9 protein-coding genes are annotated in these 14,722 nt (G+C 69.7%); 7 read left to right on the forward strand and 2 right to left on the reverse strand.

Going from position 1 to position 14,722, the window contains the following annotated elements; genetic code table 11:
- The first annotated feature begins 3 nt into the window (after positions 1-3).
- From F4560_RS06145 to F4560_RS06155, 3 genes are read left to right on the forward strand one after another with little or no spacing between them, the layout of a single operon-like run.
- Positions 4-2,493: a glycoside hydrolase family 127 protein gene (locus F4560_RS06145; protein WP_184917367.1), complete on the forward strand. Its 2,490-nt coding sequence runs from the start codon at positions 4-6 to the stop codon at positions 2,491-2,493.
- 17 nt (positions 2,494-2,510) lie between these two features.
- Entirely contained in the window at positions 2,511-3,935 is a 1,425-nt protein-coding gene (locus F4560_RS06150) for a glycoside hydrolase family 43 protein (RefSeq protein WP_184917369.1), read from the forward strand.
- Positions 3,932-7,195 (forward strand): discoidin domain-containing protein, encoded by a 3,264-nt coding sequence (locus tag F4560_RS06155; RefSeq protein WP_312868589.1) that lies wholly within the window; start codon positions 3,932-3,934, stop codon positions 7,193-7,195. Before F4560_RS06150 ends, F4560_RS06155 begins: the two co-directional genes overlap by 4 nt.
- Positions 7,196-7,257: 62 nt before the next feature.
- Here F4560_RS06155 and F4560_RS06160 read toward each other — a convergent pair whose 3' ends face one another.
- The gene (locus tag F4560_RS06160; RefSeq protein WP_184917375.1) at positions 7,258-7,803 is read right to left on the reverse strand and encodes a hypothetical protein; all 546 of its coding nucleotides are present in this window, start codon (positions 7,801-7,803) and stop codon (positions 7,258-7,260) included.
- Between the two features lie 649 nt (positions 7,804-8,452).
- On the opposite strand from F4560_RS06160, the gene F4560_RS06165 reads away from it, so the two are divergent.
- From F4560_RS06165 to F4560_RS06180, 4 genes are all read left to right on the forward strand, one after another.
- Positions 8,453-9,037, forward strand: coding sequence for a redoxin domain-containing protein (locus F4560_RS06165; RefSeq protein ID WP_184917380.1), 585 nt, complete (start codon positions 8,453-8,455; stop codon positions 9,035-9,037).
- A complete protein-coding gene (locus tag F4560_RS06170) occupies positions 9,037-9,879 on the forward strand; it encodes a cytochrome c biogenesis CcdA family protein (protein ID WP_184917383.1) in 843 nt (280 codons plus the stop codon). The genes F4560_RS06165 and F4560_RS06170 overlap by 1 nt, the downstream gene beginning before the upstream one ends.
- 107 nt (positions 9,880-9,986) lie before the next feature.
- Positions 9,987-11,894, forward strand: a complete 1,908-nt coding sequence (locus F4560_RS06175; RefSeq protein ID WP_221483363.1) for a PA domain-containing protein — start codon at positions 9,987-9,989, stop codon at positions 11,892-11,894.
- A 166-nt stretch (positions 11,895-12,060) separates the two neighbouring features.
- The gene (locus tag F4560_RS06180) at positions 12,061-14,079 is read left to right on the forward strand and encodes a GTP-binding protein (protein WP_312868594.1); all 2,019 of its coding nucleotides are present in this window, start codon (positions 12,061-12,063) and stop codon (positions 14,077-14,079) included.
- A gap of 18 nt (positions 14,080-14,097) precedes the next feature.
- Here F4560_RS06180 and F4560_RS06185 read toward each other — a convergent pair whose 3' ends face one another.
- Positions 14,098-14,619 (reverse strand): GNAT family N-acetyltransferase, encoded by a 522-nt coding sequence (locus F4560_RS06185; RefSeq protein ID WP_184917389.1) that lies wholly within the window; start codon positions 14,617-14,619, stop codon positions 14,098-14,100.
- Positions 14,620-14,722 lie beyond the last annotated feature (103 nt).

Consider the following 14,722-nt stretch of genomic DNA (forward strand, 5'->3'; position numbering starts at 1 on the left):
CACATGCCCACGCCCTCTCGTCGGGCCGTGTTGCACGCGGGGGCGGTGGTCGCCGCGGCGGCCACCGCCCTGCCCGCCGCCACCGCGCACGCCTCAGCCCCGACCACTGCCGCCGCGCGACCCGACATCGGCGTCTCGGCGGAGCCCTTCCCGCTCGGCGCGGTGAGCCTGCTCGCCGGACCGTTCCAGTCCAACACCGGGCGCACCCACACGTACCTGAAGTTCCTGGACCCGGAACGCCTGCTGCACACGTTCCGGCTCAACGTCGGCCTGCCGTCCACGGCCGTCGCGTGCGGCGGGTGGGAGTCGCCGACCACCGAGCTGCGCGGCCACTCCACCGGTCACGTGCTGACGGCGCTCGCGCAGGCCTACGCCCGCACCGGCGACACCGCGTTCCGCACCAAGGGCGACCACCTCGTCGCCCAGCTCGCCGTGTGCCAGGACCGGGCGCAGGCCGCCGGGTACAACACCGGCTACCTGTCCGCGTTCCCGGAGAGCTTCATCACCAGGGTCGAGGAACGCCAAGCCGTCTGGGCGCCGTACTACACGTTGCACAAGATCATGGCCGGGTTGCTGGACATGCACCTGCTGGCGGGCAACGCCCAGGCGCTCACCGTGCTCACCCGGATGGCCGCCTGGGTCGGCTGGCGCAACGGCAGGCTCACCCTCGCCCAGCGGCAGGCGATGTTGAGGACCGAGTTCGGCGGCATGAACGAGGTGCTGGCGAACCTGTACCAGCTCACCGGCGACCCGGCGCACCTCACCGCCGCGCAGTACTTCGACCACGCCGAGATCTTCGACCCGTTGGCCGCCAACACCGACGCGCTCAACGGCTACCACGCCAACACTCAGATCCCCAAGGCGCTGGGCGCGATCCGCGAGTACCACGCCACCGGTCTGGCCCGGTACCGCGACATCGCCACCAACTTCTGGCACATCGTCGTCGGCGCGCACACCTACGCCATCGGCGGCAACTCCAACGGCGAGTACTTCAAGACGCCGGGCCGGATCGCGTCGGAGCTGTCGGACCACACGTGCGAGTGCTGCAACACCTACAACATGCTCAAGCTGACCCGGCAGCTGTTCCGCACCGACCAGCGCGCGCACTACTTCGACTTCTACGAGAAGGCCCTCTACAACCACCTGCTCGGCGCGCAGAACCCGGCGTCGGCGCACGGCCACCACAGCTACTACGTTCCGCTGAGGCCAGGCGGTCAGCGTACCTACAGCAACGACTACTACGACTTCACGTGCTGCCACGGCACCGGCATGGAGACCAACTCCAAGCACGGCGACAGCGTCTACTTCCACGCGGGCAACACGTTGTACGTCAACCTGTTCATCGCCTCCGTGCTCACCTGGCCCGGCCGGGGGATCACGGTGCGGCAGGACACCGGCTTCCCCGAGTCGCCCACGACCCGGCTCACCGTCACCGGTTCCGGCCCGATCGACCTGCGGGTGCGCATCCCGTCCTGGGCGGCCGGCTCCCAGCTCCGGCTCAACGGCGCGGTGCAGGACGTGCCGGTCGTGCCCGGCACCTACGCGCGGCTGAATCGGACCTGGGCGAGCGGTGACGTGGTGGAGGTCGGCCTGCCGATGACGTTGACCCGGGAGAGCACCCCGGACAACCCGGCCGTGCAGGCGGTCCGGCACGGCCCGATCGTGCTGGCGGGCGGGTACGGGACGACGAACCTGACGTCGATGCCGACCCTCCAACCGGCGACCCTGCGCGCCACCACCACCCCGTTGCGGTACACCGCGACCGCGAGCACCGGCCAGGTGACGCTGCTGCCGTTCTACCAGCTGCACGGGCAGCGCTACACGGTCTACTGGAACGTCACGGACACTCCCGCGCCACCGCCGTTCATCGCGCACTACCCGTTCGACGAGGCGGCGGGCTCGGTGGCGGCGGACGCCACCGGCAACGGCCGGACCGCGACGCTCGCCGGTGGCGCCAAGTGGACCACGGGCCGCAGCGGCTCGGCGGTCGACCTGGGCGGTTCCGGTGAGCACGTGCTGCTGCCCGCCGGTCTGCTCACCGGTGCGACGGCGTTCAGCGTGGCCACCTGGGTGTGGCTCGGATCGGTGACCACGTGGTCCCGGGTGTTCGACTTCGGCACCGGCCCGACCACGTGCCTGTTCCTCACCCCGCGCAGTTCGGCCGGCGGCCTCCGGTTCGCCATCACCACCGGCGGCGCGGGCGCGGAACAACGCATCGACGCGCCCGCCCCACTGCCGTCCGGTGCGTGGACGCACGTCGCGGTGACGCAGGTCGGCAACGTCGGCGTGCTCTACGTCAACGGCGTCGAGACGGCCCGGAACACGGCGCTGACCCTGCGGCCGTCCGCGCTCGGCAGCACCACGCAGAACTGGATCGGCCGATCCCAGTACGCGGGCGACCCGTACCTGGACGGCGCCGTGGACGGCTTCCGCGTCTACGGCCGCGCCCTCACCGCCTCCGAAGTGGCGGACCTTAACGCCACCGGCCGTTAACCCCCCAGAGGACAACCATGCGCATCCGACACCGCGCGGTGAAGGTCGGTGCGGCGCTCGCGCTCGTCGCCTCCGCCGTCGTCAGCCCGACCGCGTCAGCGGCCAACCCGATCGTCACCGGCTACTACACCGCCGATCCCGCACCCCTGGTCGTCGGCAACACGATGTACATCTACGCGGGCCGTGACGAAGCGGCCGTGGGGAACAACAACTTCGTCATGCGCGAGTGGCGGGTGCTGTCCTCCACGGACGCCGCCACGTGGACCGACCACGGCGCGCGGGCGAACGTCGCCACGTTCCCGTGGGCGGGCGCAGACGCGTGGGCGAGCGAGGTGGAGCCCCGCAACGGCAAGTACTACTGGTACACCTCGATCAACGGCAACGGGCCGGGCTGGATGGACATCGGCGTGGCGGTCGGGGACAGCCCCCTCGGCCCGTTCCGCGACGCCAAGGGCGGGCCGCTGATCAGCGACAGCACGCCCAACTCGTCCGGGCTGAACATCGACCCGACGGTGTTCACCGACGACGACGGCCAGGCCTACCTCTACTGGGGCGGCTACTGGGGCGCCCGCGCGGCGAAGCTCAAGCCGAACATGATCGAGCTGGACGGGCCGGTGGTCACGCCGCAAGGCCTGGCGAACTTCTGGGAAGCGCCCTGGATGTTCAAGCGCAACGGCCTGTACTACATGATGTACGCGGCCAACGACACCAACGGCTGCGTCACGTCGTCCAGCTACGCCTGCCAGCGGTACGCCACCGCCACCAGCCCGCTCGGGCCGTGGACACACCGCGGCGTGGTGCTTGACCAGGTCTCCTCGACCACCAACCACGCTGGCGTCGTGCAGTTCAACGGGCAGTGGTACATCGTCTACCACAACGCCAACGCGCCCGGCGGCGGCAACTTCCGCCGTTCCGTCGCGGTGGACCTGCTGCACTTCAACGCCGACGGCACCATGCGCAAGGTCGTGCAGACCACCGCCGGTCCGCCGCCGAACCCCTCCGGCGGCACGGGCACGAACCTGGGCCCGTCGGCCACCGCCTCCACCTCGTACGTCTCGCCGTGGGAGACGCTCGCCGCGGTCAACAACGGTGGCACGCCCGCGAACTCCGGGGACCGCTCGAACCTCGCCTACGGCAACTGGCCCGAGCGGGGCACGCAGTGGGTCGAGTACACCTGGCCCACCGCCAAGTCGGTAAACCGGGTGTCCACCTACTGGTTCGACGACGACCAGGGCATCGACCTGCCCGCGTCGTGCCAGGTGCAGTACTGGAACGGCAGCGCGTACGTCGACGTGCCCGGCCAGTCGACCTGCGGTGTCGCGGGCAACACCTTCAACACCACCACTTTCACCACGGTCGACACCACCCGGCTGCGGCTGAACGTGACCTCCAAGCCCGACTTCTCGACGGGAGTGTTGGAATGGCAAGTCTTCCAGGCGTGACCAGGTTGCTGGCGGCCGTCGTGGTGCTCGGCTCGCTCCTCGTGCCCGTGCAGTCCGCCTCCGCCGCGCAGACCATCGGCTATCCCACGTTCAACGGGCCGTCGGTGCCCGCGCCGCCCGTCGGCTACAACACCGGCAGCACCATGAAGGCCATCTACGACGCCGAGAGCGGCGGCACGGACTTCTGGATGGACCGCCTGCTCGCCCGACCCGGCAACGACCCGGCCGGGACGTGGCTGATGACCCGCGGCCGCGGCCTGTACATGAACACGCACAACACGGCCGTCCTCGGATTCGGCGGCAACACCGCCTACTGGGACAACATCAGCGGCCAGAACGCCTACGCCATCACCGTGGGCTCCGGGACGCTGACCGAGCAGGTGTCGAGCCGGTGGCAGGCTCCGAGCCACTGGAAGGGCGTCTACACGCGCACCGGCGTGCGGGTGGACGTCGCCAAGTTCATCACCCACAACAACGTGGCCGTCACCAACCTGACCGTCACCAACACCGGCTCGGCGTCCACGACCCTCGGGCTGCGGGTCACTTCCCCGTACGCGACGACGGCCAATGGCGCCGAGCTGACCGGCAGCCGACAGGTGAAGAACAACCTGACCACCATCCGGCCGAGGCTGGCCGGTGACGGGTTCTCGGTCGCCAACGGCGGGCTCGACCGCTCGGTGACGCTGGCCGCCGGTCAGGCCGTGACCACGAAGGTCGTCATGGGGTTCGTCACCGACGAGATCCCCGAGTCGCTGACCGAGTACAACGCCTACCGCGGCCACTCGCCGTCGGTCGCGTTCGCCACTCACGTGCGCGACTACAACCGCTGGTGGGCGGACAACATCCCGTACATCGACGTGCCCGACCCGGCCATCAAGAAGAACGTCTACTACCGCTGGTGGTTGATGCGGTTCAACTACCTCGACGTCGACATCCCCGGCCAGGACTTCCAGTTCCCGGTCTCGATCGAGGGCGTCACCGGCTACAACAACGCGATCGCGCTGACCCAGCCGATGCACATCGACGACCTGAAGTACCTGCGCGACCCGGTCTACTCGTACGGGCCGTGGCTGTCGGTCGGCCAGTCGTCCAAGGGCGGCCGGTTCATGGACAACCCGGGCGACCCGGAGAACTGGTCCAACTCCTACACCCAGTACATCTCCGAGGCGGCCTGGCGCAGCTACCAGATCCACGGCGGCCAGCCACCCGTCGCCGGGAACCTCGCCAAGTACGCCGAAGGTGACGCCAAGGGCCAACTGGCCACGTACGACACGAACAACAACGGCGTCATCGAGTACGACTGGGGCGCGATGACCGGCAACGACGCCGACGCGGTGTCGTTCGACTGGCGGGCGGGGAACCTCGACCGGGCCGAGACGGCGTACGTGTGGAGCGGCGCGATGGCCGCGCAGCAGGCGTACGCGCTGATCGGCGACACGGTGAAGGCGAACGAGATGCAGGCGCTCGCCGACCGCATCCGCAACGGCGTGGTGAACACGCTGTGGAACCCGTCGCGGCAGCTGCTGGAGCACAAGCACGTGGGCACGAACACCCACGTGCCGTGGAAGGAGATCAACAACTACTACCCGTACTCGGTCGGCCTGATGCCGAACACGGCCCAGTACCGCGAGGCGCTGCGGCTGTTCTCGGACCCGGCCGAGTACCCGGTGTTCCCGTTCTACACCGCCAACCAGCGGGACAAGGCCGCCGCCGCGGCAGCGGGCCACCCCGGTTCCAACAACTTCTCCACCATCAACTCGACGGTCCAGTTCCGGCTGTACTCGTCGGTGCTGCGCAACTACCCGAACCAGTGGATGACCGCCGAGGACTACAAGAAGCTGCTCTACTGGAACACCTGGGCGCAGTACATCGGCGGCAACACGCAGTGGCCGGACGCCAACGAGTTCTGGGCGAACTGGAACGCCGGCACCCGGAACATCGACTACCGGTCGTGGATCCACCACAACATCCTCGGCAGCAGCAACTGGACCGTGGTCGAGGACGTGGCCGGGTTGAGGCCCCGCACGGACAGCCGGATCGAGCTCTCGCCGATCAACATCGGCTGGTCGCACTTCGCGGTCAACAACCTGCGCTACCGCAACATGGACCTGAGCGTGGTGTGGGACGACCCGGCCGACGGCGTCACCCGCTACAACGGTGTGCCGCAAGGGTATTCGGTCTACCTGAACGGCACGCGCGCGTTCACCGTCGACCGCCTCACCCGCGTGGTCTACAACCCGGCGACCGGTGAGGTCACGTTCCCGTCCGGGGCCGGTGCGGTGAACTACAACGTCGCCGTCGCCGGGTTGCGCGCCCCGCAGGACGTGGCGCACAACAGCACGCGGATGGTGGACATCTTCGCCAAGGCGGGCGTCGACCTGACGTCCACCACGCCCAACCTGGCACAGGGCGCGGCCGTCACGGCGTCCTACACGGCCTCGGGCACTTCCACCGGCGCCGCGGTCGACGGGTTCCCGACCAACGAACCGCTGTGGGGCACTTCGGGATCGCCCAACGCCTCGGACTGGTACGAGATCGACTTCCGGCAACAGCGGACGACCGACGAGGTGCGGCTGCACTTCCGCGACGACCGGGCAGGCAACCGCTACCGCGCGCCGTCGTCGTACGAGGTCCAGTACTGGAACGGCAGTGCGTGGGTGAGCGCGGCGGCGCAGTCCAAGACCCCGGTGACGCCGCGGGCCAACTACAACCGGGTGAGGTTCACGCCGGTGGTCACGCAGCGGGTCCGGGTCCGGCTGACCCACGCGTCGGGGTTCAAGACCGGGCTGACCGAGGTGAAGGTCTACAACCGGGGCGGCGTCGATCCGCAGCCGCCGGCGAACCTGGCCTTGTCCGCGACACCGTCGGCCTCCTACACGTCACCGTGGGAGTCAGTGGCGGCGGTCAACGACGGCATCGACCCGCCGGCGTCCAACGACACCGTGAACCCGCGGTGGGGCACCTGGCCGAACACCGGCGAGCAGTGGGCCGAGCTGACGTGGGACGCGGCGAAGTCCGTGCGGTCCGCGCAGGTGTACTTCTTCGACGACAACGGGGGAGTGCGGGTGCCCGCGTCGTGGCGGTTGCAGTACTGGAACGGCTCGGCCTACGTCGACGTGACGGGGGCGAGCGGGTATCCGGTGGCCGCCGACCGCTATCACGAGGTGACGTTCACCGGGGTGAGCACGACCCGGTTGCGGGTGGTGCTCCAGAGCGGGGCCGGCTCGGTCGGGCTGCTGGAGGTGAAGGCCTTCGGCTGAGAGCCGGGAGTGGACGGGGGGATCGGTCGTGACGACCGATCCCCCCACCTCGGCGAGACGGCTCAGCAGCCGCCGCAGTTGTAGTAGGTGACGTCCCAGTGGTTGCTCTCCAGGTAGTAGATGTTCCCGGAGCCGGAACGCCACTTGTTGCCACCGATGTAGGCGAACGTGTTGCGGATGTAGTTGCCGAGGCAGCTGTAGAGGCTGTAGTCGAGCTTGTAGCCGTTCCAGTGGCTGTAGGTGCCGCTGGCGTGGCCGGTCTCGGTGCCACCGGTGATGTTCATCGCGCAGCCGGTCGCGCGCTTCAGGGTCTCGGCGCCTTGGACGGTGGTCAGGTTGATCTGGTCGAACGACGTGCAGGTCGAGTTGTAGCGGTTGCTGCAATTGCCGCTGGACGACCAGGTGATGCCCGCGGCGCGGAAACGGGCGGCGGCCTCGGAGTGCGACAGCTTCGTGACCAGTGCGGTGACCGGGGTCTCGGCGGCGGGCTGGAAGACGGCGTCCTGGTGGGACGGGCCGGGTGCGGCGGCGGCGCTGGTGGCGCCCGCGATGGTGAACAGGGCGGCGGCAGCGGCCACGACGGCGGTGCGGAATCGACCGGTACGCATGGGGGGACTGTCCTTTCGACGAGCAGCCCTCGTCGACCCGGGGTGACCGGGTGGGAGCAAGGGATGCGGCAGGGGTCGTCGGCCAGCCTAGGTCGCGGTGTCGTTGCCCCACAGCGGCCAAGTGGGAGATTTTCTGACATTGCTTTCCGTGGTATAGCGGTCACTCTTCGCATCTGCCTTGTGCTGCGCCGGGCGGTATCCCCCTGAGGTGCGGTTTTTCGCCCTCCTTGCCGGTGCCCGGCAAACAACCCGGTCGCAGAGCGGCCGATGTGCGGCGTTGTCCGCTCCGCCCGTGTCGATCACTATTAGTGCAGGTCAGCGAGGGTTGGGGAACCCCGCAGGCCGGTGCAGGTGAGATCGGGGAGCAAGGGGGCAGGGGGAGCGGGGGGTAAGGGGAACAAGGGGGGACAGGGGGAACGGTTCCACGTCGGTCGGGGGGCGGGAACTGAGTCGAAGCACCGGAGCACGGGCGGCACAAGGCCCTCGCTCCGGTGCTTCGAGCGTTTGGGACCTTCGTTCGGGGGTTCGTTCGGGGTTCGGGGTTCCACAGTCGTCGACCGGCCGTCCGACGAACGTCAGCGGTTCGTAATGCCGGATTTCGGGGTCCGGTGGGGGACGATCCAGGTGTGTCCCTCTGGAGGTGTGGTTGATGCTGTGGAAGTCCGCGTCCGTTGTCGCCCTGATGACCCTGGTGGTGAGCTGCGGGTCCGAGCCGATGTCGAGCGGTGGCTCGCCGTCCACGACCGCGGCGCCGACGACGTCCGGCACCGCCGCGACACCCGGTTCGACAGCTCCGAGCGAGCCCGTGCCCGCGCCGAGCGCGCCGGTGCCCGAGCAGCTGAAGTTCACCGCCAAGACGGTGGCCGGGGCCGACTTCTCGGGTGAGAGCCTTGCCGGCAAGCCCGCCGTGCTGTGGTTCTGGGCGCCGTGGTGCCCGAACTGCCAGCGCGAGGCGCCAGGTGTGGCGGCCACGGCGAAGGACAACGGCGGGGTCACGTTCCTCGGTGTCGCCGCGCTGGACGAGGTGCCCGCCATGGCGAAGTTCGTGGACCGGTTCAAGCTCGACGGCTTCGCGCACGTCGCCGACAAGGAAGCGGCGGTGTGGAAGCGGTTCGGCGTCACCGCGCAGCCCGCGTACGCGTTCGTCGGCCGGGACGGCAAGGTGGACGTGGTGACGACCCAGCTCTCCGAACAGGAGCTGCGTGACCGGGTTGCCGCGCTCGCGGGGTCGTGATGACCGAGGTCGTCCTGCTGGCGGCGTTGGCGGGCATGGTGGCGACGGTGAACCCGTGCGGGTTCGCCATGCTGCCCGCCTACCTCGCCTTCGTGGTGCACGGCGACGACGGTCGTGACCGGACGGCGGCGATCGGCCGGGCGTTGGCGGCCAGTGCCGTCATGACGGCCGGGTTCGTGGTGGTGTTCGGCGTCTTCGGCGTGGTGATCGCGCCGGTCGCCGCGTCGGTGCAGCGCTACCTGCCGTTCGTCACGGTCGTCATCGGCGCGGCCCTGGTGGTCACCGGCGCGCTGCTCGTCGCCGGGAAGACGCTGTCGCTGCTGCTGCCCAAGCCCACGAAGGGCGCGCCGACCAGGCGGCTGGGGTCGATGTTCGGCTACGGCGTGGCCTACGCGATCGCGTCGCTGTCCTGCACGATCGGGCCGTTCCTCGCGGTCGTCGGCACCGCGCTCGGCGGCGCGGACGTGGTCGAGGGCATCGTGGCGTTCCTCGCCTACGCGCTGGGCATGGGATTGGTGGTCGGAGTGCTCGCCGTCGCCGCCACCATGACCGACAGCACCCTCGCCACGCGCGCCAAGACGTTGCTGCCGCACATTTCGCGGATCGGCGGCATGCTGCTGGTCCTCGTAGGTGCGTACGTCGCCTACTACGGGATCTACGAGCTTCGGTTGTTCTTCGGTGAGGCCGATCCGGCCGATCCGGTGATCGAGGCGGCGGCCGCCGTCCAGGGCGCGTTGGTCGAGGCCGTCACCGCCGTCGGTCCCTGGCCGTTCCTCGGGGTGTTGGTGCTGCTCGTCGCGGGCGGCGTCGTGCTCGCCCGGCGCAAGGCGCGGCGCGGCTGAACGTCCGTTTTCCGGAACAGCAACCGGACATGTCTACCCAACTACTATCCGGCTACGTAGTGTGCGAGCGTCGTAAGGCGTAACGGCTCCGTTCCGGAGGTTTGGCAATGCGCGGTAGACGTGCACGACGTGTCCGCAGAATTTCGATGCTCGGCGTGGCGATCCTGACGCTGAGCCTGACCACCGTCGGGTCATCCGGCGCCCACCCCGACCACGGCGGCGCCCGGGAGGACTTCCCGGGTGAAGGCGTCGCCGACGGTTCCTACAAGCAGCACGACGGCGACGAGGGCCACCTGCCCGCCGTTACGCGGAACGTGACCCTGGTCGGCAAGGCCGCGGTCACCAACCCGTCCGGCGCGGGCAACACCGGACGCATCGCGGACGTGACCGCGTTCGGCGACTACGCCTACCTCACCGCGTTCCGCGAGCCGACGTGCGAGCGGACCGGCGTGCACGTCATGGACATCTCCGACCCCGCCCACCCGGCCGAGGTGACCGGTGCGTTCATCCCGACCAGCGACGGGTCGTACGCGGGTGAGGGCATCCAGGTCGAGCACATCGAGAACGCGTTCTTCCACGGCGACCTGCTGATCCACCAGAACGAGACCTGCACCGGCGCGGCGCCCACGCCGAACTCCGGCGGCATCTCGCTGTGGGACGTCACCGACCCGCGCGCCCCCAAGCCCGTCGCACTGCACACCGGCGACTTCACCAACCCGCAGGGCGGCCTCGACGCGGCGCCCAACCAGACCCACAGCATGCGGATGTGGACCGACGCGTTCACCAAGCGGACCTACGTCGTGCTGGTCGACGACGAAGAGGCCAACGACGTCGACATCATGGAGATCACCGACCCGTTCCACCCGGTGATGGTCAACGACGAGCTCGACCTCGGCGCGGTGTTCGGCGTCGACCAGGCGGACCCGGGCAACCTGACGTCGGTGTTCAGCCACGACATGATGATCACCAAGGTCGGTCGTCGGTACGTGATGAACATGAACTACTGGGACGGCGGGTACGTCCTGCTCGACGTCACCGACCCGCGTCCGGGCAAGGTCACGCTGGTCGCGGAGAGCGACTTCGCCGCCCTGGACGAGGAGCGGGCCGCCCGCGGGCACCAGATCAGCCCCGAGGGCAACGCGCACCAGTCCGAGCTGTCGCCGAACCGCAAGTTCATGATCGGCACGGACGAGGACTTCAGCCCGTTCCGGGTCGTCGCGACGATCGACTCCGGGCCGTACGCCGGCAGCGAGTACTCCGCCACGCCCGCGCCCGACACCAAGCAGATCGACGAGAACACCACGATCAGCGGTGCCGTCACCTACGTGGGTGACGCGTGCGGCACGCTGCCCGCGGGCTCCGGCACCGCGCTGATCGAGCGCGGCACGTGCAGCTTCCAGATCAAGCTGGACGCCGTCGTGGCCGCCGGCTACACCGCCGGCGTCGTGTTCCAGAACCACCGCGCCGACTGCCTGAGCGGCGTGTCGATGGCGGCCGCGGGCGAGATCCCGTTCGTGTTCGCGAACCGGTACGCCGGTCTGCGCCTGCTCGGCGTGCCCGGTGTCACCGAGGCCAACACGTGCACCACGACCACCCCGGCGAGCGGTGGCGAGTCGACCACCATCAGGGCGGTGTTCGACGGCTGGGGCTACGTGCGGCTGTTCGGCACCAACGTGCCGACCACGCCGGGCGCCACCGGTTCCATCCAGCAGATCGACACCTACGCCGTGCCGGAATCGCAGGACCCCGCGTACGCGCGCGGCTTCGGCGACCTCTCCGTGCACGAGGTGGCGATGGACCCGGAGAACAGCAACACCGCCTACCTGTCGTACTACGCCGCCGGGCTCCGGGTCGTGAAGTACGGCAAGAACGGCATCGAAGAGGTCGGCGCCTTCATCGACGAGGGCGGCAACAACTTCTGGGGTGTCGAGGTGTGGAAGGACGAGACCGGCGAGCAGTACGTGCTCGCCAGCGACCGTGACCACGGTCTGTACGTGTTCCACTTCGACGGCTGACAGCCGTTTTCCGGGCGGGGCCGCGTGGTGGCACACCGCGCGGCCCCGTTCCGTTTCGGGCGCCGGGTTATTCGCCGGCGGAGTCGGGGTGTTGCCCCTATGGTGGCTTGGTCGATCCCTTGAGGAGGTTTTGAGATGCGGCGACTCGTCGGTGTTGTCCGGCCCGGTGCCCCTTCCCACACCTTCGAGGACCGTCATCCCCACTCTCAACCTTGGCGTGCTCGCCCACGTCGACGCGGGTAAGACCAGCCTCACCGAGCGGCTGCTGTTCGACCACGGGACCATCCCGAGGCTCGGCAGCGTCGACGCCGGTGACACCCAGACCGACGCCGGCGACCTGGAACGGCGTCGCGGCATCACCATCCGTTCCGCCGTGGCGTGGTTCGCGCTGCGTGACCCCGTGTTGGGCGACCTCCGGGTGAACCTGGTGGACACACCCGGGCACCCGGACTTCATCGCCGAGGTGGAACGCGCCCTGTCCGTGCTCGACGCCGCCGTCCTGGTGATCTCGGCGGTCGAGGGCGTGCAGGCACAGACCAGGGTGCTGATGAGGTCGCTGCGCCGGCTGCGGCTGCCGACGCTGATCTTCGTCAACAAGATCGACCGGATGGGCGCCCGGCAGGACGACCTGCTCGCGGAGATCCGCCGGAGGCTCACCCCCGCCGTCGTGCCGATGGTGCGGGTCGACCGGCTCGGCACGCGCGACGCCGGTGTCGTCGCCCGGTCGTTCGAGGACGCCGCGTTCTCCTCGGAGGTGGCCGAACTCCTGGCCGACAACGACCTCTCGCTGCTGGCCCGCGTGGTGGACGGTGACGTGCCGGCGGACCTGCTCGGACCACTTCGGGACCAGACGTCCCGGGGAGTGGCGCACCCGGTGTTCTTCGGCTCGGCGATGTCGGGCGCGGGGGTGGTCGAGCTGACGGACGGGCTGCGGAACCTTCTGGCGCCGCGCCCGGTGCGGTCCGACGACCTGCGCGGGACGGTGTTCGCCGTCGAACGCACCGACAAAGGCGAGAAGGTCGCCTACCTGCGCCTGCTCTCCGGGACCTTGCGCGGACGGCAGCAGGTGACCTTCCGCCGGCGGGACACTTCCGGCGTCGTGGAGGAGTACCGGGGCCGCGTCGCCGGGCTTGAGGTCGTGGGCGACGCGTCGTCCCGCCGGCTCACCGCGGGCGACATCGGCAAGCTGCGCGGTCTGCCACAGGTGCGCGTCGGCGACCGGCTGGGCTTGGACGACGGGCTGCCGCAGGCACATTTCTCGCCGCCGATCCTGGAGTCGGTGGTCCGGCCCGTGTGCGACGGCAGGGAGGTCGAACTCCACGCCGCGCTCACCCGACTGGCGGACGAGGACCCGCTGATCCGGACCCGTGCGGCAGGCGGTGCGACATCGGTCCTGCTGTACGGGGCGGTGCAGCGGGAGGTGATCGCCGATCGGCTCCAGCGCGAGTACGGGATCGACGCGGTGTTCGAGCCGGTCCGGCCGGTGTACTTCGAACGGCCGCTGCGCAAGGGGGAGGCCGTGCACGAGTACGACCCGCGTGGCCCGAACGAGTTCTGGCAGACGGTGGGCCTGCGCGTGGAGCCGTTGCCGCCGGGCACCGGCAACACCCTGGCCAGGGAGGCCGAATCGGGCCTGTTGCCGAAGGCGTACCACCGTGCCATCGAGGAAGCCGTGCTGGCGACGCTCCAGCAGGGCCTGCACGGCTGGGAGGTGACCGACTGCGCGGTGACCGTCACGCACGTCGGCTACCTGGCTCCGGCGACCGTCGCCGCAGACTTCCGCAACCTGACCCCGTTGGTGCTGATGCGGGCGTTCGAACGGGCGGGCAACGCCGTCTACGAGCCCGGTTACGCGGTGGAGGTGGAGGCGCCGAACGACTCGCTGAGCGCGGTGACCGGCCTCCTGCTCTCACTCGGGGCCGACCTCGGTCCGGCGGTGGAGTCCGGCTCGACGTGGCTCGTGCCGGGCGCGATTCCGGCCAGGGCGCTGCAAGACCTGGCCGCGGCCCTGCCCGGCCTGACCCACGGCGAAGGTGCGATCCGGCACGAACCCGGCCCCGCCCGCCGTGTCCGCGGTCCAGCGCCGACGCGGGTCAGGACGGACGGCAACCCGCTCGACCACGACGAGTACATGCGATTCCTGTCCAACCGGAACCTGGGCGGCGGTTCTGGTGGCCGTCGGTGACCGTGGCCCGGTCGGGCGCTACGCGGGCCGTTCGAAGATCAGCTCCAGTCCGTCTTCCTCGTCCCACTGCTCGCCGACCTCCACGAACCCGAAGCCCGCGATGGTGGCCAGCGACGCGGCGTTGTCCGGACTGATGGTCGCGCGCACGGTTCGGACGTCCGGCTCGGCGGCGGCCCGGCGCAGCAACTCGACCAGCGTGGCGCGGGCGTAGCCGCGACGGCGGAAGGCGGGGTCGATGGCGTAGCCGATCTCGACCATGCCGGACTCGTCGGGCGGACCGTGGAACCCGCCGTGCCCGACCACCGTGCCGCCGTCCGTCAGGGTGTCGTCCACCACGGCTTGCCGCGCCATCCACCGGGCGTTGCCGGGGTCGGCGGCGATCTGGTCCAGCCGGTACCGCCACAGCCACCGCGCGCGGTCGGTGAGGAAGTACCCGGTCAACGGGACTTCGGCCGCGGTGAGGTCACCGTCGAGCAGGGCGGCCATGACACGGCCGTCCAGCTCGACGAAACGCACGTCGTCTGCTGTCACCGTGCGCATGGTCGTTGCTCGCGGGTCCGGCGTCCACCGGGTTTCCCTCCGGCCGCCTTGACAGGTGCTTGTCGATCTGACGAGCTCGCCGAGCCCTCCGGCCTGATGGCGG

The organism is Saccharothrix ecbatanensis (assembly GCF_014205015.1).
In the GTDB taxonomy this organism is placed as follows: domain Bacteria; phylum Actinomycetota; class Actinomycetes; order Mycobacteriales; family Pseudonocardiaceae; genus Actinosynnema; species Actinosynnema ecbatanense.